This window comes from Dolichospermum circinale AWQC131C, assembly GCF_000426905.1.
Lineage (GTDB): Bacteria > Cyanobacteriota > Cyanobacteriia > Cyanobacteriales > Nostocaceae > Dolichospermum > Dolichospermum circinale.
Map to the genome: position 1 here is coordinate 42,354 of NZ_KE384623.1, position 20,245 is coordinate 62,598.

At 38.5% G+C, this 20,245-nt stretch carries 18 protein-coding genes and 1 tRNA gene; 9 read left to right on the forward strand and 10 right to left on the reverse strand.

Annotated elements, in window-relative coordinates:
* Positions 1-151 precede the first annotated feature (151 nt).
* A complete protein-coding gene (locus ACIR131C_RS0114460) occupies positions 152-1,939 on the reverse strand; it encodes an ArnT family glycosyltransferase (protein ID WP_035372144.1) in 1,788 nt (595 codons plus the stop codon).
* Between the two features lie 66 nt (positions 1,940-2,005).
* Positions 2,006-2,611, reverse strand: coding sequence for a hypothetical protein (locus tag ACIR131C_RS0114465; RefSeq protein WP_231395468.1), 606 nt, complete (start codon positions 2,609-2,611; stop codon positions 2,006-2,008).
* 179 nt (positions 2,612-2,790) lie between these two features.
* Here ACIR131C_RS0114465 and ACIR131C_RS0114470 point away from each other — a divergent pair, with 179 nt between their 5' ends.
* Together ACIR131C_RS0114470 and ACIR131C_RS0114475 are read left to right on the forward strand one after the other, a co-directional pair.
* On the forward strand, positions 2,791-3,123 hold the full coding sequence (locus ACIR131C_RS0114470; protein ID WP_028090780.1) for a DUF565 domain-containing protein: 333 nt from the start codon (positions 2,791-2,793) through the stop codon (positions 3,121-3,123).
* Positions 3,124-3,127: 4 nt separating this feature from the next.
* Positions 3,128-4,168 carry a glycerate kinase gene (locus ACIR131C_RS0114475; RefSeq protein ID WP_028090781.1) on the forward strand — a complete coding sequence of 347 codons (1,041 nt, stop codon included), beginning with the start codon at positions 3,128-3,130 and terminating at the stop codon, positions 4,166-4,168.
* 152 nt (positions 4,169-4,320) lie between these two features.
* On the opposite strand, the gene ACIR131C_RS0114480 is transcribed toward ACIR131C_RS0114475, so the two are convergent.
* From ACIR131C_RS0114480 to ACIR131C_RS0114490, 3 genes are all read right to left on the reverse strand, one after another.
* Positions 4,321-5,778, reverse strand: coding sequence for a protein adenylyltransferase SelO (locus ACIR131C_RS0114480; protein WP_028090782.1), 1,458 nt, complete (start codon positions 5,776-5,778; stop codon positions 4,321-4,323).
* Positions 5,779-5,977: 199 nt separating this feature from the next.
* Entirely contained in the window at positions 5,978-6,829 is an 852-nt protein-coding gene (locus ACIR131C_RS0114485) for a DUF6671 family protein (RefSeq protein WP_028090783.1), read from the reverse strand.
* Positions 6,830-6,870: 41 nt separating this feature from the next.
* Positions 6,871-7,443 (reverse strand): GNAT family N-acetyltransferase, encoded by a 573-nt coding sequence (locus tag ACIR131C_RS0114490; RefSeq protein ID WP_028090784.1) that lies wholly within the window; start codon positions 7,441-7,443, stop codon positions 6,871-6,873.
* Between the two features lie 72 nt (positions 7,444-7,515).
* On the opposite strand from ACIR131C_RS0114490, the gene bioB reads away from it, so the two are divergent.
* The 3 genes from bioB (at position 7,516) to ACIR131C_RS0114505 (ending at position 10,662) form a co-directional block, all read left to right on the forward strand.
* Entirely contained in the window at positions 7,516-8,526 is a 1,011-nt protein-coding gene (bioB, locus tag ACIR131C_RS0114495) for a biotin synthase BioB (RefSeq protein WP_035372147.1), read from the forward strand.
* A gap of 226 nt (positions 8,527-8,752) precedes the next feature.
* Entirely contained in the window at positions 8,753-9,820 is a 1,068-nt protein-coding gene (locus ACIR131C_RS0114500; RefSeq protein WP_028090786.1) for a type IV toxin-antitoxin system AbiEi family antitoxin, read from the forward strand.
* Between the two features lie 2 nt (positions 9,821-9,822).
* Positions 9,823-10,662 carry a hypothetical protein gene (locus ACIR131C_RS0114505; RefSeq protein WP_028090787.1) on the forward strand — a complete coding sequence of 280 codons (840 nt, stop codon included), beginning with the start codon at positions 9,823-9,825 and terminating at the stop codon, positions 10,660-10,662.
* Positions 10,663-10,754: 92 nt separating this feature from the next.
* Here the strand turns inward: ACIR131C_RS0114505 and petL are convergent, their stop codons facing one another.
* Positions 10,755-10,847: a cytochrome b6-f complex subunit PetL gene (gene petL / locus ACIR131C_RS24700; protein ID WP_035081422.1), complete on the reverse strand. Its 93-nt coding sequence runs from the start codon at positions 10,845-10,847 to the stop codon at positions 10,755-10,757.
* Positions 10,848-10,977: 130 nt separating this feature from the next.
* Between petL and aroB the strand changes: the two genes are divergently transcribed.
* A complete protein-coding gene (gene aroB / locus ACIR131C_RS0114510) occupies positions 10,978-12,075 on the forward strand; it encodes a 3-dehydroquinate synthase (protein ID WP_028090788.1) in 1,098 nt (365 codons plus the stop codon).
* A gap of 54 nt (positions 12,076-12,129) precedes the next feature.
* Here the strand turns inward: aroB and ACIR131C_RS0114515 are convergent, their stop codons facing one another.
* Positions 12,130-12,495 (reverse strand): hypothetical protein, encoded by a 366-nt coding sequence (locus ACIR131C_RS0114515; RefSeq protein WP_051347572.1) that lies wholly within the window; start codon positions 12,493-12,495, stop codon positions 12,130-12,132.
* A gap of 414 nt (positions 12,496-12,909) precedes the next feature.
* On the opposite strand from ACIR131C_RS0114515, the gene purL reads away from it, so the two are divergent.
* The gene (purL, locus tag ACIR131C_RS0114520) at positions 12,910-15,294 is read left to right on the forward strand and encodes a phosphoribosylformylglycinamidine synthase subunit PurL (RefSeq protein ID WP_028090790.1); all 2,385 of its coding nucleotides are present in this window, start codon (positions 12,910-12,912) and stop codon (positions 15,292-15,294) included.
* A 212-nt stretch (positions 15,295-15,506) separates the two neighbouring features.
* On the forward strand, positions 15,507-16,997 hold the full coding sequence (gene purF / locus ACIR131C_RS0114525; RefSeq protein ID WP_028090791.1) for an amidophosphoribosyltransferase: 1,491 nt from the start codon (positions 15,507-15,509) through the stop codon (positions 16,995-16,997).
* A 152-nt stretch (positions 16,998-17,149) separates the two neighbouring features.
* Here purF and ACIR131C_RS0114530 read toward each other — a convergent pair.
* Positions 17,150-17,234, reverse strand: a tRNA-Ser gene (locus ACIR131C_RS0114530).
* A gap of 76 nt (positions 17,235-17,310) precedes the next feature.
* Complete coding sequence (locus ACIR131C_RS0114535) at positions 17,311-18,222, reverse strand: TIGR04168 family protein (protein ID WP_028090792.1); 912 nt, start codon at positions 18,220-18,222, stop codon at positions 17,311-17,313.
* 151 nt (positions 18,223-18,373) lie between these two features.
* Between ACIR131C_RS0114535 and nadA the strand changes: the two genes are divergently transcribed.
* Complete coding sequence (gene nadA / locus ACIR131C_RS0114540) at positions 18,374-19,339, forward strand: quinolinate synthase NadA (protein WP_028090793.1); 966 nt, start codon at positions 18,374-18,376, stop codon at positions 19,337-19,339.
* A gap of 33 nt (positions 19,340-19,372) precedes the next feature.
* On the opposite strand, the gene ACIR131C_RS0114545 is transcribed toward nadA, so the two are convergent.
* Positions 19,373-20,239 carry a hypothetical protein gene (locus tag ACIR131C_RS0114545; RefSeq protein ID WP_028090794.1) on the reverse strand — a complete coding sequence of 289 codons (867 nt, stop codon included), beginning with the start codon at positions 20,237-20,239 and terminating at the stop codon, positions 19,373-19,375.
* Between the last annotated feature and the right edge of the window lie 6 nt (positions 20,240-20,245).

Here is a 20,245-nt window from a genome sequence, read left to right on the forward strand (position 1 = left end):
GAGACTTATCCAAATACCCACGCATTCCCATTATGAAAATACCATCCCCGCAGGCGAAAGTCAATAGTTTTAACCTAAAAAAGAAAAATTTTTTTAAATGTTAAAATTAATACAAAGTATACTGATAATTTGAAGATGGATTTAACTTATCCTAGTTGACTTTTGCCAAAGAAATACGAATTAATTGATAAGCTCCTTTTGTGGCTAGACTTTTGTAAGTATCTGGTTGTAATTCCATTTCTGGAAATTTTTCTTGTTCAATGAGCATTAATAATGATGATTTAGTTTTTGATAATTCTGGGTTTTGAATATATTTTAAAGCTGCTTGGGAAAATTTAATGTAATTAACATTTTGCTGCGTGTAGAACGTCACTGTAGGTTTTTTGAAACCAACCATAATCAATTCTTCATTGGGTTGTTTTGATTCAACAATTAAAGCTGATAATTCCCTCAGCGGTAACTGACGCTGTTGGTCCATAATTAAAATTGCAGGCATTAAAGAAATAGCAATAAAGGCTGTAAATCCCACTAAATTAATTATGATAATCTGCCGATAACGGTGAGTTAAGATCAATATAGAAGAAATCAGAGTAATTATTAACCAAATTATGCCTCCATATTTGAGTATACCTGATTTCTCCATTTCTGCATATAATTCAGGAGCCGCCGGATCAGGTCCAACAATTTGGGTAAGATTAAATAGAGCAATGGAAATAAAAGTGATAAAAGCTACATTTATCCAAGCACTGATACGTAAAAAGGCGAGATGGGTTGGGGTGGAGTTTTGTGAAGTGGGGAAAAGATCACTCCAGGATAATGCCACAAGAATAGCTGCCGCTGGCATTAAAGGTAACACATAACTGGGTAATTTGGTGACGGAAACGGTGAAAAAGCCAAATACTCCCAAAAACCATAAACTGACAAATAAACCTAAGTGTTGAGACCGTTCTTTTTGTAGCCAATATGATCGCTGCCACAATTTTAGCCTCACTAGGGACTCAGGGATATATACTGCATAAGGCGCAAAACCCAGTAATACAACTAAGAAGTAGAAATACCAAGGCGCTGAGTGACCATTGACGACTTCCGTAAAACGCTCTATGTTATGATACACAAAGAAAGCGTTAATGAAATTCCAGCCATTACGCCAAGTTACTAAAATATACCAGGGAAGTGATAGGACTAAAACTATAACCATACCCAAAATCGGCCGCATTTCCCGCCAAATCTGCCAAAATTTGCCGACATACAAGGCAAAAGCAATCATAATTAGTCCTGGTAAAACAATTCCTACCGGACCTTTGGTTAATATTGCTCCAGCAATTAAAACATAACTTGCTAAGTACCATTGGTTAGGAAATTGCCAATTAGCAATGACAATTGCTCTGTTATTCTGAGCATACCCCAGAAAAAAACATAACAAAGTCGAACCTATACAGCCTGTGAGTAACATATCAGAAACCCCGGTTCTGCCCCAAACGATCATTTCGGGGTTAAGTGCCATTAAAGCTGCGGCTAAGGCTGCTGTCAAGTAACGTCTGGGTAAGTTGGCAACTTTTTCTAATTCGTCCTTTTTGGTAAAATGCCACTGTACAGTATAAAACGCCAAAGCAATTACGCCCATAGCTGCTAATACAGAAGGCGTACGGGCTGCCCATTCATTAACACCCATAATAGAATAGGCGATGGCTTGACACCAATAAATTAAAGCAGGTTTGTCAAAGCGAGTTTCTCCGTTAAAAAACGGAGTAATCCAATCACCAGTAAGTAACATTTGTCGGGAAGCTTCGGCAAAAAGTGGCTCAGTTTCATCAATTAAGCCCACATTACCCAAATTCCAGCCAAAAGCTATCCAACCAATTACTAATAACCACAGGGACGAAACCGCTACAGCTAGAACTGGACGCTGTTGTAAATCATGAAACCACTTATCAACCATTTTACCGGAAATACTCAATATAGTTTACACTCAAACAAAATACAAATAAACTCCCGCCCTGATCAATTACCTATTTTGTAACACTAACTGCCATTCTTGTCCTTGAGGTTGCCATTGGGGAGAGGAAGTTTCCCCGACGACATAGGGTCCCCAATAGCGCCGAGAACCATCTTGGGCAAAAGCTGCTAGAATATCACCTTTCTCTAGTCTTAGATTAGCTTGAGGCAAGGATAAAACTAATCCTCTCTCACTTCCTTCTTCTGGTGCAAAATCCCAATGAGCGGGAGGAGTAGATTTGATTTTATTAATATTGGCACTTTTTTGAGATAATTGTCTGGCTAATAATACCAGACGTATGGGCTGAGTTGTTTTGTTGCTGACGCGCAACAATCCTACTACTTTAGTTTTAGTATCTGAATTAACCTGATTAGACAAAACGGTAGACTCTCTTTTTTGGCTACTCGATTCTACTGGTTGAATTGGTGTACTATTTGAATTAGTTTTCTCTCCATTTTCAGTGTTTGTCACTCCAGATGGTGTATTTTGAGTGACTTTTGATATTGTTTCTGGATTTGTAGACTCAAAAGATATGCTGATATTTAACCATGCTGCTATTATCCCAATTAGTCCTAATGCCAAAAAAACAATCATCAAGTTACGATACTGATACATGGAATTTTTCATAGTCAGATACAGTTACAAATAAAATTAAAGGCTAGGTTAAAACGATATGGTTATCAATGATCCCCAATGGTAATTAAACGGGTTTACTTAGATTATCTAAAGTAGATTATCCAATTTCACAGCATCAAAACTAGTTTTTCTCACCCTGTTTTCTGTTCTTTGCTACCATGCAAAATACTCGTCTCAACAACCTGTTAGACACCATAACTAGAAGCCTAAGTCAATGGTTTCTTAATCCTTGGCGACGGTTATCATTGATACTAATTAGTTTTCTGTTTGGCTTTTTTTTGGGATCAGCAGTATCAACAACCGCTGGACAAAAGGCAGAATTAGACATCGTGGTAGCTGCATTTTTAGTGATACTTACTGAAATATTCAGTAGAATATTTTACAGTCGCTCCTGGTTGGCGCGGGCAGCACTTTGGGTAGAAACACTCAACTATCTGAAAGTTGGTTTTATCTACAGCCTATTTCTAGAAGCTTTGAAACTGGGTTCTTAATTTTATGAGTAGTGAATGGCTAAGTAAAATTTTGACAACGGATACGTCTTGGCAACTATTAGCACAAGCCGCAGCCCTAGCAGATCCTTTGAGAGCTAAGGTATTTAATATCACTGCTGATAATGTAGCCCCAGTTATGCAAAGGAGAGGGGACTTATTAAAGTTAGTTTTCCCTGATTTTAGTCAGTTTTGTGAAACTACTTTAAAAACTGAACCCCAAACAATGTTAGAGGTACTATGGGATTTGTGGCTACCTTTGAGTATCAAAATTGCCCACCAGCGTCAACAGTTAGGTAAACCTTTTATTCAAGGTATTTTAGGTTCACAGGGAACAGGTAAAACTACCATGTCTAAAATACTGGTTTTGATTCTCCAGCATTTGGGATACCAGACTTTAAGTTTGTCTTTGGATGACTTGTACAAAACTTATAATGATCGCTTGGCTTTAATACAACAGGATTCTCGTTTGCTTTGGCGCGGACCGCCTGGAACCCACGATATTCACCTAGCTTTAAGTGTACTCGATCAAGTTGCTCAAGGCAAGGGTCCTGTCATGATTCCTAGATTTGATAAATCTGCTTATGGGGGCGCTGGCGATCGCACTACTCCTGAGTTTATCACAAATCCTGTAGATATTGTTCTCTTTGAAGGTTGGTTTGTGGGTGTAAAACCAATTAATCCCAAAGAGTTTTTAACAGCGCCACCACCTATTATTACAGATGCAGATAGACAATTTGCTGCTGATATGAATGCTCAACTTAAAGATTATTTACCACTTTGGGAAAGATTGAATAGTTTAATAGTCCTTTATCCTACAGATTATCGTTATTCTTTAGTATGGCGAAAACAAGCGGAAAAACAAATGATTGCTACTGGTAAATCAGGAATGAATGAATTACAAATAGAGGAATTTGTGAATTATTTTTGGCGTTCTTTACACCCGGAATTATTTATTAATCCTTTGCTGAAATCATCCTCTGTTGATTTAGTAATTGAAATTAATGCTGATCATAGTTTTGGAAAAGTTACATCCCCGACTTTTTGAAATGAACCACTCCAGGTACAGAGATAACAGAGGTAGTGAGAAAGGAGATATTTACATCTCTTTTATGAGCGATATATTGGTATGTACTTGAATGGATAAATTTTAGCCCCCTCCTCCCTTGCGGGGAAGGGGTTGGGGGTGGGGTTCTGGTATTACTTCCCTTTTTGCAGTATTTCTACTAAATCATAAAAAGGTTGCCAATTATCATTTTCCGTGATTTGTTCCCAAACTGACTCAATTACAGGTCTTAATAATGCTGTTTTTGGATTAGTTTCGGTTAAATTTTTCCCAATTTTATCCATTTGTTCAAGATCAAAATGATTCAGGATTTTATGATAGAGAAAACACCAATTATCAAAGATTACTGATTGTCCCAACGGAGGGATAATTTCTGAACCATTCATTACTAAAGCTGGATCATCTCTCCATTTACTAGAAAAGGTATTAGCTATATCAGCAAAGAATTGATGATAACCAACTTGACTATCATGTAAAAAGGTAATAGTTAACCGCAAAAATTCATCAGCTTCCTCTAATTGTAAATCTGCAAAACCCAATTTCTTCAACATCAAAGCCCGATATTCGGTTTGATAATATTCACCGAATTTAGATAAACTAATATCTAAATCATTTTGGGGAATTATCGCTTTTAAGGGTTCTTGCAAAAGTTCTAAATTCAGTTTGCAAATTCCCGGTTGTTGACTGTAACAATAACGTCTATAATAATCGAAATATGCCGCTGTAAATTGCAGATCATAGGTAGGAATAAAAGCATAGGGTCCATAATCAAAACTTTCCCCAGTAATTGACATATTATCAGTATTCAGCACTGCATGACAAAAACCCGCTGCCATCCATTGGGCTACTAATTCGGCGACTCGCTGCACTAATTCGGCGTAAAATAAAGCATATTTATCATTTTCAGCCTGTAAATGAGGGTAATATTGCTCAATGACATGATCTAAAAGCTTTTGAGTTAAATCAGGTCGTTGGAAATAGTTTAATCGCTCAAAAGTTCCAAATCGAATATGTGATTTACTCATACGTATCATCACAGAGGAACGAGTCGGTGAGGGTTCATCACCACGCCATAGTTGTAAACCTGTTTCAATCATACTTAAACAGCGAGAAGTACCCACACCTAAACGATGAAGTGCTTCAGCTGCGAGAACTTCCCGCACTCCCCCCTTTAGTGTTAGCATACCGTCACCACCGCGCGAGTAGGGGGTTCTCCCAGAGCCTTTTGTACCAAAATCGTATAATTCTCCGTCAATACCCCGTACTTGTCCATAAAGAAAGCCTCTACCGTCACCTAATTGGGGGTTATATTGTCCAAATTGATAACCGTGATAACGCAGGGCTAACAGGGGTTTTCTGTACTCAAATTTACCAAATGCACTAATGAAATCTTCGTCTTTTACGGATTTGGGATCAAGTCCTAACCGGGGTAATAGTTGGTCATTACGCCAACGGAGAGTATGTTGGGGAAATTCTTCTGCTACAACTTGATCGTAATATTCATCACCAAGAGATTCTAGGGCTGGTTCATAGTTGAGGGTCAGCAAAGGATTGGTAGAATAGGTATGATTGGGAGTTTCATCCAGAGTCATTATAATTAGGCTTAATTGATATTTCTTTAATAATAGACAAAAAAGGTCTACCATTGGCTGATAAACCTACCCTGAAATTCATTTTAGCGCCAATAAGTAAAGTTTACTAGAGTAAACTGGGGATTTTTAGTCATCTTCAGATGACTTTGGCTATGAGAATGGAAATTTATTCCCAGGCGGTCTTCAAAAAATCCAGGCTTTAAGGATTACAATATTCACATAAACTAGGATCAGCAAATTCTTGATTGTTGGGAAATAATTTTTGTTGGGTAAAACTGCATTTTTGACATTTAAAAATTACTGCTTTAATGGATGAAGTTGGCTGATGACAAAGTTCACAAGGTAGTCCGGGTATTTTCTGATTAATAATAAAACCAGGAGTATTACATCGGGGACATAAACTATTAATTTTATTAATTAGGTCTTGAGTAGTAAGGGCGATATTTTTCATCCTGGTAGGATTATACATTGCTCTCATATCTGTTTCTATATTAAATTTACCGTTTGTGTTTTTTATGGCAATTTCTACTGAATTGATCAAGTTTTCTTGGCTGGTAATACCTTTAATAAATTCTGTTTTTGCTGTGGATATATTATCAAATGAAACTACTAAACCATGTTCAGGAAAACCTACTTTTTTTCCAAATTCTTCAGCTTCTTCTAAACTAGAGATAGTTTGATGATTAAAGTTAGTTTCTGTGGAAAATACTTCACCAATAATTTCTAAATCATTTTCTTGATCCAAAAAAATAATTATTTCTCGGTTAGCATAAATATAGGGAATTAGGGGATGAGGTGTAAAACTTCCTTCACTAGCTATCGCTATTTTTTGATCATACATTTCTAAGGCTTTTTTAGCTTTTAACCTAGCAGTAATAACTTGTGTATCTGGACGTTTAATTTCTCTGGTGAAAGTCCCAAAAACATCAGTATTTAACCCTTCAGTAACTATCACATTCATTCCTAAATGTTCTTTCAATAAAGGAGAAATTACTTTTTCTTTATTGTGCATTGTCGCTAAAATAGCCCCGCGATTATTATAAATTGACATAATTTATTTCTCCATCTATAAATGACCGACTTTTTGAGGTATTATAATTCTGATCTCCAGTGGGGATTTGTCAAACTGGTGAAAATATGATCTTCCCATTTCCCATTAATCATTAAATAATCCCTAGCATATCCTTCGACTACAAAACCGAGTCTTTTAAGAACATTACCACTGCGGCGATTATGCGGCATATAATTAGCCATAATGCGGTGGAAATTTAATTCTTCAAAAACATAATTAATAGCAATAGAGAGCGCTTCTTTCATGTAACCATAACCTTGTGCTGATTCTGCTAAACTGTATCCTAACTGACAAAACTGAGCAGCATTATAAACAAAGTTGTTAAAATTAGCAGTTCCAATTACAATTCTTGGCTGATGTTGTAAATAAATAAAAAGTTTTAATGAATAGTTATTGACAAATTCCCAAAAACTGGTTTCTACTTGATATTGCCAATATTCTTCAGTAAAAAAATGTTTATCCCATTTAGGATAAAATGGCGTAAGATGTTCTTTATTTTCCCTAAAATATTTGAGTATATAGGGAATATCCTCTATCACGGCCATTCTTAATAATAGGCGATCGCTCCTCAAAATTGGTGGCTCTGATGTCATATACTCAAATGTAAATATTTTAAGAACAGCTATACTAATGAAAAATTAAACCACAAGACTACAAAAAGGATCATTACAGTGGAAATACGCTACAATTGGCAACCAACAGAGATCTTAACAATATATAACACCCCATTTCTACAGCTAATTTACCAAGCCGCTACAGTGCATCGTCAATATCATAAACCGGAACAAATACAAGTTTGTAAGCTTATCTCTATTAAAACTGGTGCTTGTCCAGAAGATTGTGGTTACTGCGCTCAATCTTCTCGCTACAAAACCGAGGTAAAACCTGAAGCACTGCTACAAAAAGCAACAGTGATGAATATTGCGAAAACAGCCAAAGAAAGCGGTGTTAGTCGAGTTTGTATGGGCGCTGCTTGGAGAGAAGTCCGGGATAATTCCCAATTTGAGGAAGTCCTGGATATGGTCAAGGATGTAACCAGCATGGGCTTAGAAGTATGCTGTACCTTGGGAATGTTGACAGAAAACCAAGCCAAGCGTTTAGAAGATGCGGGATTATATGCTTATAACCATAATCTTGACACTTCAGAGGAATACTACAGCACTGTAATTACTACTCGAACTTATAGCGATCGCTTAAATACAATTGCCAATGTTCGCCAAACTAATGTTACCGTATGTTCGGGCGGTATTCTCGGTTTAGGGGAAAATATTAGTGATCGAGTCGGAATGTTACATACTCTCTCAAGTTTACAACCTCACCCCGAATCTGTACCCATCAATATTCTTTCCCAAGTTCCCGGTACACCCTTAGAAAATCAACCCGATGTCCCCATTTGGGATGTAGTGCGGATGATTGCGACTGCTAGAATTATTATGCCTCAATCTGACGTGCGGTTAAGTGCAGGTAGAGCAAGACTTTCCCACGTAGAACAGGCTTTATGCTTCATGGCTGGTGCAAATTCCATCTTCTCCAGCGATGATCATAAAATGTTGACTGTAACCACTCCCTGTCCCGATTATGACGCAGATAAGGAAATGTTGAATTTACTTGGTTTAGAAATGCGTCCCCCATTTCAAAAGCAGGAAAAAACACCAACTCCAGCAATGATGAAATAGTAACATGACTTACACATAAATCACGGAATAACGAACCACTCCAGGCACAGAGGACACGGAGAAATGAGGATTTCAGCGATATTTTGCGTAAGTCCTGAGTAAAGGTAGGTTGGGTTCAGTAACAGCGCAAACCAACAAGAAAAATCATAATCTTGGGTTTTCTTACGTCAACCCAACCTACTATTTGCTGAGTCATAATAATAGCAACCTTTATTTCTCAAATGCTATGCAACCTAAGCATCCTTGGTTACAAAAGTGTATACAAAAGCTGGAAGAATTACCCCAGATAGAGACAACAACAATAATAGAACCTTTTTTAGAAAACACTCTCGCGGATGGACTTTTAACTATATATACGCCTCACAACAAAATCCACCAATATATAGTTGAAATTAAAGTTCCTATTACTTTAGATACAGTTGATGCAAATATTAATTATATCCATCATCTGCAAGAAAAACTGAGCAATGATAAGAGAACACTGCTCATTACAGATGCACTTTCTGATGAAGTTTTGGATTTGTTGCTAGAAAACAATATTGAATTTATTGACACCACAGGTAATATTTACCTTAACAATTCATCACTATATATTTTAGTTAGAAGTAGTTCAACACAAAGGAAAAAATCTAAAATTACTAGCAGCACACTAAAAGTTGCTTATGCTATACTTCAAGACCCATATATTTTACAATATCCTACTTTAGAAATGATAGTAAACGTTGCAGGTGTTGACTCTAAAACTGTAAAACGCAGTCTCGAAACTTTGTATCAACTGAATTATTTACAGCGTCAACGAAATGGAACATATAGAATTGAAAATTACACAAAGCTTTTAGAAAGATGGGAAATGGGATATATAGAAAATTTGCGTCCAGAACTTTTAATAGGGACATTTAGCACCAGAGAAAATATAGATTTTAACTATATATCGGAACAAATACTAGAAATAGCCCAAAATCAAGAAATTATAATTGGAGGAGAATTAGGTGCTGCAATACTTACAGGGTATTTAAAACCAATCAATATGACTATTCATATTCCTGAAGAATATAATTATCGGACGATAACAACCATGTTACGTCTCAAACCAGATCCCAAGGGAAATATTATCATTTTGAAGCAATTTGGTAATAAAAATCAGACTAAATATTACTTACCTGAACCTGTAGCAGATCCTTTACTTATTCATACAGAATTGTGTTTATATCCAGATGAAAGACTCAAAGAAACAGCTAAACGTCTCTATGAAAAATATATTATTACAAGACAAGAAATTGCAGAAATGGTATAAACATGAAAAACTCATATCCTCAAATTGACACAGAAACTAAAAAATTCCTCACTGATTTTAAATCTATCATTGATTCATTAGAAGTTCCTATGCTGTTGATAGGCGCTCAAGCAAGAATATTAATCTTTGATAGTCAATATCAAGTTCAAGGTCGTGCAACTAAAGATTGGGATGTGGCGGTAAAATTAGATAATTGGGAGAGATATAATCTGCTGATTAGTATAATGACGACTGGACAAAATCCCCTATTTAAAACAACCAGAGTCATTCACAAGTTTATTCATATTGAAACAGAACTGGAAGTTGATGTTATTCCTTTTGGTGATATCAGTAAACCCAAACAAGAAATTAACTGGCCTGATGGTAATCAAATGAACATTTTAGGTTTAGAAGAAGCTTTTACAAATACAGAAATTATAATAATTGATAACTTGGAAATTCGGGTAGCTGATATTGATGCTTTTATAGCGTTGAAATTATTAGCTTGGAATAATAGAAGAGAAAATAAAGATTTAAAAGATATTATTACAGTCTTGCTAAAGTCTCCCAATGAAGAAGATGAACAGCGCGTTTATGATGAATTTATTGATGCAATTATAGAAGGAAGATTTGAAGTAGATGAAGCGGCTATTATTTTTATAGGTAGAAATATTCAAAGTAAATTTAAAAGTGAAACTATTAGCAAAGTTAAAGAAATTGTTGATATAATTCTGAAATTTCAAGATAAATATATTTCCCAATGTATCCCCAAAATTTTAGATGCTCAAGAATGGGATGAAACTTTTGATAAAATAGTGAAACGGTTTGAATCACTTCAATATGGATTAACTCAGGAGTTGTGAATGGTAATAAATAATAAAAATTCAGTCGTCAGTTACTTTAAATACATCATAAACCCACATGAAGTGGGTTTAATTAGCGTCTAATTTTCGGGTTAGAGGATCTTAGCTCCGCGTAGACCAAATAACAAGCCTACTGCTACACCCATAAACACGCCTAAAAAGACAATATATTCAACTACAGCCATTTGTTTTGCTCCAGATTAGTTACTTATTTCTATTCAATCATCAATAATTCTGAAAAGGAACAGGGAATAGAAAAGAGGTTGTCAACTTGGGGTAAAATACCCAGAGGAGTGATTATATTAGGGTTAGGGAATGAATTCTGTAATTAAAGTAGATATACCAGAAAAATCTTATGATATTACCATTGCACCTGGGAGTTTAGATCAACTAGGTGAACAAATGGCCGGTTTGAAACTAGGTAAGAAAGTATTGCTAGTTTCTAACCCAATGATATTTAAACATTATGGACCAAGAGCGATCGCCTCTTTAGAAAATGCCGGTTTTCAAGTTGTTAGCTACAACCTACCCCCTGGAGAACGTTACAAAACCCTCAACTCCATTCAAAAACTCTACGATATCGCCCTGGAAAATCGCCTAGAACGCTCCTCAACTATGGTGGCCTTGGGGGGAGGTGTTATTGGTGATATGACGGGCTTTGCAGCCGCTACATGGCTGAGAGGAATCAACGTTGTGCAAGTCCCTACCAGTCTTCTGGCTATGGTAGATTCAGCTATTGGTGGAAAAACTGGTGTAAATCATCCCCACGGTAAAAATTTGATTGGTGCATTCCATCAACCCAGTTTAGTCTTAATTGACCCAGAAGTGTTAAAAACCCTCCCAGCTAGGGAATTTCGCGCAGGAATGGCAGAGGTGATCAAATATGGTATCATTTGGGATACCGAATTGTTTACTCAATTAGCAGCAAGCAAACACCTTGACCAACTCCGCTATGTAAAATCCGACCTGATAAACAGCATAATAACTCATTCCTGTCAAGCAAAGGCAGATGTGGTCAGCAAAGATGAAAAAGAATCTGGACTAAGGGCAATTTTGAATTATGGTCATACTATTGGTCATGCTGTGGAAAGCTTAACTGAGTATCGTCTCTTAACACACGGTGAAGCTGTAGGTATTGGTATGGTAGCAGCGGGGGAAATTGCTGTTAAATTGGAACTTTGGCCACAAGCAGACACAGAACGTCAAAATGCCTTAATTAAAAAAGCAGGTTTACCTATCCAAATACCCGCAGCTTTAGACGTTGAAGCAATCATTGATGCTTTACAATTAGATAAAAAAGTTAAATCAGGTAAAGTCCGCTTTGTATTACCAACCCAAATTGGTGCAGTCAAAGTTACTGACGAAGTACCAACGGAAATAATTAGAGAAGTATTGTTAGGAAATAAGGGGTAATGGGTAATGGGTAATGGGTAATGGGTAAATTTTTGCCAATTACCCTGTCACTTATTAAACTGGTAAAGGTGGTAAACCGTTTAACTGACGAGCAGCAGTGATACAAACTGGACAATCACAGCCAAATAGCTTGATAGCTAGATCACTTTCTGCATCAGAAAATTCTAATTCTTTCGGGTTATTTGTTTGCGCTTGTGCTATTTGTATAGTATTTTCTGTAACAGAGGGAAGAGTGTTATTTACTTGTATACATACCTGTTTCGGAGTTGCAGAATGGGGAGATATGACACAAGATAGATGAGTACCAGTAGTATCAGATACCTGATTACCATGAGCAGGTCTAGCCATCATCACCATAGATAGCATGGATGTGAACAATACGGGGCTAGAAATCAAGGTTAAAATAAATTTTTTGTTCATCTACTCTTAAAGATCTTATAATTGAGGGAATAAACCAATTTATCTTGGCCGATAACTTGGTTATTAGTCACTCTATCTTTATAGCACTTCCATTTGATTTTTCAACTATATTTAGAATTATCCTATAATGTGGAACTTACGCAAGTGTCACAAAAAACAAACTTCTTTTGTTTGTAGTCCAGTCCTTAGCTTTAATAAGTGTTTCCATTGTCCCTTTTTAGAAAACTAAATAGACATCTTGTGAAAATTATCGTGGGGACAATTCATGAATTGTCCCTACAAGAGTTTCAGGTTATGCACATTTAATTACTCTAGATGTCTAATGTCTATCTCCGGTAGAATTTATGTAGTAGCCCTGAATTGTGGGTTATGTTGCTATAAAATATTTCTCTGTCCTTTTGGTGTATAACTACCATGACCACCACTTCCGAAAATCCCTTTTCTCCCCAAGAAATTGCCTCAGAAGGCATAAAACCAGAAGAATATACAGAAATTGTCCGCCGCTTAGGTCGTCACCCCAACAAAGCCGAACTAGGTATGTTTGGGGTCATGTGGTCTGAACATTGCTGTTATAAAAATTCCCGCCCTTTACTCAAACAGTTTCCCACCACAGGACCGCGTATTCTCGTAGGACCTGGTGAAAATGCCGGAGTTGTGGATATTGGCGATGGACTACAATTAGCGTTTAAAATAGAATCCCATAACCACCCTTCCGCTGTTGAACCATTTCAGGGCGCTGCAACCGGAGTTGGTGGTATATTAAGAGATATATTTACAATGGGGGCGCGTCCTATTGCTTTATTAAATTCTTTGCGCTTTGGTGATTTGAATGATCCCAAAACCCAAAGATTGTTTACGGGCGTAGTTGCGGGCATAAGTCATTATGGTAACTGTGTTGGTGTTCCCACGGTTGGTGGTGAAGTGTATTTTGACCCCGCTTACTCTGGAAATCCTCTAGTTAACGTCATGGCGCTGGGTTTGATGGAAACGTCGGAAATTGTCAAATCAGGGGCTTCAGGCGTGGGAAATCCGGTGCTGTATGTGGGTTCAACCACCGGACGGGATGGTATGGGAGGGGCAAGTTTTGCCAGTGCAGAATTAACCCAGGAGTCTATGGATAATCGTCCTGCGGTGCAAGTGGGAGATCCATTTTTAGAAAAGTCCTTAATTGAAGCTTGTTTAGAAGCATTTAAAACCGGGGCTGTAGTAGCAGCACAGGATATGGGCGCTGCGGGTATCACTTGTTCAACTTCGGAAATGGCCGCTAAAGGTGGTGTCGGTATTGAATTTGATTTAGATAAAATTCCGGTGCGGGAGTCAGGAATGATACCCTATGAATATCTGCTGTCGGAATCTCAAGAAAGAATGTTATTTGTCGCCGAAAAAGGACGAGAACAGGAATTAATCGCTATTTTCCACCGTTGGGGACTACAAGCGGTAGTTGCAGGTACGGTAATTGCTGAACCCATTGTCAGGATTTGGTTTGAGGGGAAAATCGCCGCCGAAATTACCGCTGAGGCTTTAGCGGAAAATACACCTTTATATGAAAGAGAATTATTGACAGAAGCACCAGAGTATGCTAAAAAAGCTTGGCAATGGACAAAAGATAATTTACCCGCTTGTGATGTGACAGGAATTGAAATTGGCAGAAATTGGCAAAGTTGGAATCATATTTTATTGACTTTGTTAGATACTCCTACTATTGCTTCTAAAAGCTGGGTTTATCGCCAATATGATCATCAAGTTCAAAACAACACAGTATTATTACCAGGTGGGGCTGATGCTGCTGTAGTTCGTCTTCGTCCTTTAGAAAAAATCCAAAATCCAAAATCTCACATCGAAAATCCAAAATCTGCTGTTGCGGCTACGGTAGACTGTAATTCTCGCTATGTCTATCTTGATCCTTATGAAGGGGCTAAGGCAGTAGTAGCAGAAGCCGCCCGGAATCTTAGCTGTGTGGGCGCTGAACCCCTGGCTGTGACGGATAACCTCAATTTTGGTAGTCCAGAAAACCCCATTGGTTATTGGCAATTAGCGTCCGCTTGTCGGGGTTTGAGTGCAGGTTGTCAGGAGTTGGGAACGCCGGTAACTGGGGGGAATGTGTCTCTATATAATGAAACCTTTGACGCGGAGGGAAATCCTCAACCAATTTACCCAACTCCCGTTGTGGGTATGGTGGGTTTAATTGAAGACTTGACTAAAATTTGCGGACAGGGTTGGCAAAATCCAGGTGATATAATTTACCTGCTTGGTTTACCTATTCAATCCCAAATCGAAAATCTAAAATCTAAAATTGAATTAGGCGCTTCTGAATATTTGGCAACAATTCATCATACAATTGCAGGTAGGCCGCCTAAAGTTGATTTTGATTTAGAACGGTGTGTACAACAGGCTTGTCGTCATGGTATTCGCACTGGTTGGGTAAAATCTGCCCATGATACCGCTGAGGGTGGTTTGGCTGTTGCAATAGCGGAATCTTGTCTGGCTGGAAATTTGGGGGCAGAAATTAATTTCCCCATCACGATAAATCATGATTTACGATTTGATGAAGTCCTATTCGGTGAAGGTGGAGCAAGAATTTTAGTTTCTGTCTGTGATGAAAATCAAGAAATTTGGGAATCTTATTTACAGGAACATCTGGGGGAATATTGGCAAAAAATCGGTAAAGTAGTTAATTCTGGCAATTTGCAGATTTTAACGGCAGACAACCATAAGTTAGTTCAGGTTAGTATTGAAGATATGCGCGATCGCTATTATGGAGCAATCTCTAAACGTCTGGCAATTCAGAATAACACCTAGACCAGATCAAAAATTAAGGTTTGAACATAAAAATTTACAATTCATACTTGATCCTGCACCAATTTAAGGTACTGTTTTAATGGATGGTTAACGATTTGTTAAGAAGCAAAAGGTAATGGGTAATAGTTCTTAATTTTCCCCCTCTCCCCTGCGCTCTTGTGAGTAATTTCCAATCCCCAGTGACTCGACACCCCACCAGGAGTAATACCAGCATGATTCTCGTTAATTCCGTAATTGCGGATGAATACCTCGATAACTCAATCAACAGTCATGAAAATACTAGTGACAAGCCCGAAGAAGCTTGTGGTATTTTTGGCATTTATGCCCCAGAACAAGATGTTGCTAAATTAACATACTTTGGACTATACGCTCTCCAGCATCGGGGTCAAGAATCTGCTGGTATTGCTACATTTGAGGGTTCGCGCGTTCACCAACACAAGGATATGGGACTGGTATCTCAAGTCTTCAATGAGACTATTCTAGAGCAATTACCCGGAAATCTGGCAGTCGGTCATACCCGTTATTCTACTACTGGTTCTAGTCGTAAAGTTAACGCCCAACCGGCTGTGGTGGAAACTCGTTTGGGTTTATTAGCCTTAGCACATAACGGGAATCTAGTCAATACCGTCCAATTGCGTTCCGAACTGGTCAAAGATAAGTTTAACTTAGTCACGACAACGGACTCAGAAATGATTGCTTATGCGATCGCTCAAGAAGTTAATGCTGGTGCAGATTGGGTAACAGCGGCCATGAGTGCCTTTCATCGTTGTCAAGGTGCATTTAGCCTAACTATTGCTACACCCGTAGGTGTGATGGGAGTCCGTGATCCTAACGGGATTCGTCCCTTAGTAATTGGTACTTTAGATAGTAACCCCGTCCGTTACGTTCTCGCTTCCGAAACTTGCGGTTTAGATATTATCGGTGCGGAATATCTGCGTGATGTCGCCCCTGGAGAATTAGTATGGATCACTGAAAATGGCTTAGAATCATTTCAGTGGCATCAACAGTCAGAACGTAAACTTTGTATCTTTGAAATGATTTATTTTGCCCGTCCTGATAGCCTCATGCACAATGAAACTTTATACAGTTATCGAATGCGATTAGGACGGAAAATGGCAGCAGAATCCCCCATAGAAGCCGATTTAGTCTTTGGTGTCCCTGATTCTGGTATACCTGCGGCCATTGGCTTTTCCCAAGCTTCCGGTATAGCCTATGGTGAGGGACTGATTAAAAATCGCTACGTCGGCCGCACCTTTATTCAGCCTACCCAAGCCATGCGAGAATCAGGTATCCGCATGAAACTTAACCCCCTCAAAGATGTGTTATTCGGTAAGCGAGTAGTAATTATTGATGATTCCATTGTTCGGGGAACTACTAGCCGGAAACTAGTTCAGGCTTTACGTGATGCTGGTGCGGCGGAAGTTCACATGAGAATTTCCTCTCCTCCTGTCACACACCCTTGTTTTTATGGTATTGATACTGATACTCAAGATCAATTAATTGCTGCGACAAAATCAGTAGCGGAAATAGCCAAACAATTACAAGTTGATAGTCTGGCTTATTTGAGTTGGGAAGGAATGTTAGAAACCACCAGAGAAGATACTAATAGTTTTTGTTCTGCTTGTTTTACTGGTAATTATCCCGTTGCTATTCCTGAACAAGTAAAGCGTTCTAAATTGATTTTAGAAAAGGTTGTAGTTTAGAACATTGGGTTTGAAACTGTAACTTAAATTCTAGCCAGTGTGGTGAGGTGAAGGTATCTTGCCCGCATAAGGTGTACCTCACTCAAGCTAAACGTGCTGTAATTGATAATTAAAAATTGTCAACTGTAAATGGGAGAAAAAAATCAATTCAACGGAGAGGGGGAGATTCGAACTCCCGGAAGCTTTCACTTCACCTGATTTCAAGTCAGGCGCAATCGACCACTCTGCCACCTCTCCAGATTATTTGCCAGAATTGTAGAAAATCAAAACTGACAAATAGAATCATAACATATAATTAAAGAATTGGCAGCTATCAAACCAAAGAATTATAAAAAATTTCCTCAGCAGCCACCTGGTAGTCCTTACCCACCCAAACGAGAGCAACTTTTGTCACCATACCCCCATCTAAAGAAACCAGGGAGAAATTCCGTAATTTTACGCCGTTTTCCTGGACAATTCTGGGGACATTAGCAGCATTTAAGTAAATAGTCCCTTCTGGGCTTTTAAATACAGCTTTCCTTTCTAGTTTCTTAGTATGGCGCAAAGTCCGGTGCATATGACCAAAAGCAACTAAAGAAACAGTTTTGTTCATGTTGAGAGTTTGAGAAATAGCTGCTGCTAAATCAGGATCACCAAAATCACCGCCAATGGGGTGCCAATCTTTGCCACAAGGGTCCTCAGCGCGATCGCCTAAACCACTAGGTCCATTGTGTCCTAAAAAAATAATATTGTCGCAATTAGCATTTTTTACTGCATTGACAATTTTATCTGCGGAATCATCTAAACTCGAAACACCATAACGTTCTTGACAGATTTCCGCAAATCTCCATTCAGGTCCACCCCAGGTAAAAGGACGACCACCCACCACGGTTAAATTCCACTGCGGGAAATCCAACTTACTATAACCGACTTGGACAGCCCCTAATAAATCTAACTGTTTCTGTACCCAGTCTTCCTTGGTGCGGTCATAAGGACATTTTTTGCGTCCCCATTCAGTAGCCGAGTACCAGGCGTCATGGTTGCCCATTACCGCTGCTTTGGGAATATCTAGGGAAGCGATCGTTTTTACCACTTCTACTGATTCATTCCCGAAATCGCCAACAAACAGCACTAAGTCCACACCAAGATGTTTAAGTGCCATACCATCTTCCACGTCCCATTGGTCGTGAATATCCCCAACTACAGCAATTTTCACAGGTTTTGATTGAGTTTTCTGACTGGTCATGCCACTTTAAAAAGCCGTATATCTCCAGGATAGGAAACTCCCAGGAATTTGGGCATAAATTGCTAAGATCAATCATCCCCTATTTTTGGTAAAAACTACTATAATTTAATCCACAAGGTCATCTCATTCTCTAAAACAGCAGTTTTTAATTGTGTTTACAACTACACTTACTCAACCGAAATCAGATAATCTACCATTAGATTTATTTACTGCCATTGCGGATCTCAAAACAGAACTGAATGCGGTAATATTAGCCCACTACTACCAAGACCCTGATATTCAAGACATTGCCGACTTTATTGGTGACTCCTTGCAATTAGCCAAAGCTGCGGCAAATACTCAAGCAGATGTTATCGTTTTTGCTGGTGTTCACTTCATGGCGGAAACCGCCAAAATCCTCAATCCTGATAAATTGGTACTATTACCAGATATCAATGCAGGTTGTTCTTTAGCAGATAGTTGTCCTCCTCAAGAGTTTGCAGCTTTCAAGGCCGCACACCCTGACCATTTAGTTATTTCCTATATTAACTGCTCGGCTGAAATCAAAGCCATGAGCGATATTATCTGCACTAGTGCCAACGCTGTGAAAATTGTCCAGCAAATACCCCCCCAACAACCAATTATTTTCGCCCCAGATCGAAACTTGGGACGGTATGTAATCGAACAAACTGGACGGGAAATGCTCCTATGGCAAGGTAGTTGTATTGTCCATGAAACTTTTTCAGAAAAGAAAATAGTCGAGTTAAAAATTACACATCCTCAAGCAGAAGCGATCGCTCACCCCGAATGTGAAACCAGCGTCTTACGTCACGCCAGCTTTATTGGCTCTACAGCCGCTTTACTCAATTATTGTCAAATCAGCCCTAGTCAAGAATTTATCGTGGCTACGGAGCCGGGAATCATTCACCAGATGCAAAAACTAGCACCTGAGAAAAACTTTATTCCCGCACCTCCACAGAATGATTGCAACTGTAACGAATGTCCATTTATGCGGTTAAATACCCTAGAAAAACTGTATTTAGCCATGAAAAATCGCACTCCAGAAATTACTATGTCAGAAGAAATCCGCCTAGCCGCGTGGCGACCCATGGCACGGATGTTAGAAATGAGTAAATAGTGGAAATTCCAGAAATCTGAAATCTGAACCTGCTCACAATTCACTTTTCTCAGCTTTTTTCTGGGCTACCTGACTAAACTTCTTGTATAATTTAGTTCTAATTTGTGCCTCTTGATAGCGGCTGTGGCTAGGTGAAACCTGACTCATTAAATCAGAAGCCCGTTGCCAAGTAGCAGCCAACTCCAACCACTCAGTTGAGGTGATAGCTGTTTTACTAGCAACACTAGCCCGGTTAGCCAGTCGTACAGAAGCAGCAAATGGATCATCAAATGGTGTCGAAAGACTTTGGCTAGAGGATCTTTGATTTGCTGTTAGGGAAGATTGAGAACCTATGAATATTAACAAACTTTTTAGTGTATTACCAAAGCGAAAATCCAACCAAGCCAGTAAAATTAGTGAACATAAACCAGAAACTATGATTACCCCAGTGTTGACTGAAATTTTCCCCTGTTCCTGATTTTTAAGTAGAGATTGGGGTTGAGTTAAAATAGGTTTTCTGGATTTGGCATCAGTTTCCCTTAGATCTCGAATTAGCCGCTTCCAGAAATTTGGTTGCGACAATATAAGTTCCTGTGACCATATAAATTGATGATTGGCATCACCGTGAATTTCCTCTAACCATAGTAATTGTTCTTCTCGCACAATTCGACTATTGATATAAACTCGGCGAATGTGACGCGGTGCAATTGACTCCAAAATTTGTTGAATTTTTGGGACTAAGGTAGATTGCTCAAGTTGCTCCACCGTAGCCGCTTCACACAAAATTTGCAACACACCAGCGGCAAAAATTGCTCTAGTTCTCACACCAGATATAATTAGTCTTTCATTCAAGACTTGAATAATCGCGGCAACGCTTCCCTGGTGAGCTTGCCAAGCGATATCATTTATCCGATCTACCATTTGATA

Coding starts and splice junctions, on each gene's coding strand:
- ACIR131C_RS0114480 (WP_028090782.1), bottom strand. CDS start 5,778: ATGACTCTGGATGAAACTCCCAATCATACCTATTCTACCAATCCTTTG.
- aroB (WP_028090788.1), top strand. CDS start 10,978: ATGAATTCTGTAATTAAAGTAGATATACCAGAAAAATCTTATGATATT.
- ACIR131C_RS0114490 (WP_028090784.1), bottom strand. CDS start 7,443: ATGACATCAGAGCCACCAATTTTGAGGAGCGATCGCCTATTATTAAGA.
- ACIR131C_RS0114465 (WP_231395468.1), bottom strand. CDS start 2,611: ATGTATCAGTATCGTAACTTGATGATTGTTTTTTTGGCATTAGGACTA.
- ACIR131C_RS0114535 (WP_028090792.1), bottom strand. CDS start 18,222: ATGACCAGTCAGAAAACTCAATCAAAACCTGTGAAAATTGCTGTAGTT.
- ACIR131C_RS0114545 (WP_028090794.1), bottom strand. CDS start 20,239: ATGGTAGATCGGATAAATGATATCGCTTGGCAAGCTCACCAGGGAAGC.
- ACIR131C_RS0114460 (WP_035372144.1), bottom strand. CDS start 1,939: ATGGTTGATAAGTGGTTTCATGATTTACAACAGCGTCCAGTTCTAGCT.
- ACIR131C_RS0114475 (WP_028090781.1), top strand. CDS start 3,128: ATGAGTAGTGAATGGCTAAGTAAAATTTTGACAACGGATACGTCTTGG.
- ACIR131C_RS0114485 (WP_028090783.1), bottom strand. CDS start 6,829: ATGTCAATTTATAATAATCGCGGGGCTATTTTAGCGACAATGCACAAT.
- ACIR131C_RS0114500 (WP_028090786.1), top strand. CDS start 8,753: ATGCAACCTAAGCATCCTTGGTTACAAAAGTGTATACAAAAGCTGGAA.
- purF (WP_028090791.1), top strand. CDS start 15,507: ATGATTCTCGTTAATTCCGTAATTGCGGATGAATACCTCGATAACTCA.
- ACIR131C_RS0114515 (WP_051347572.1), bottom strand. CDS start 12,495: ATGAACAAAAAATTTATTTTAACCTTGATTTCTAGCCCCGTATTGTTC.
- petL (WP_035081422.1), bottom strand. CDS start 10,847: ATGGCTGTAGTTGAATATATTGTCTTTTTAGGCGTGTTTATGGGTGTA.
- ACIR131C_RS0114470 (WP_028090780.1), top strand. CDS start 2,791: ATGCAAAATACTCGTCTCAACAACCTGTTAGACACCATAACTAGAAGC.
- ACIR131C_RS0114505 (WP_028090787.1), top strand. CDS start 9,823: ATGAAAAACTCATATCCTCAAATTGACACAGAAACTAAAAAATTCCTC.
- purL (WP_028090790.1), top strand. CDS start 12,910: ATGACCACCACTTCCGAAAATCCCTTTTCTCCCCAAGAAATTGCCTCA.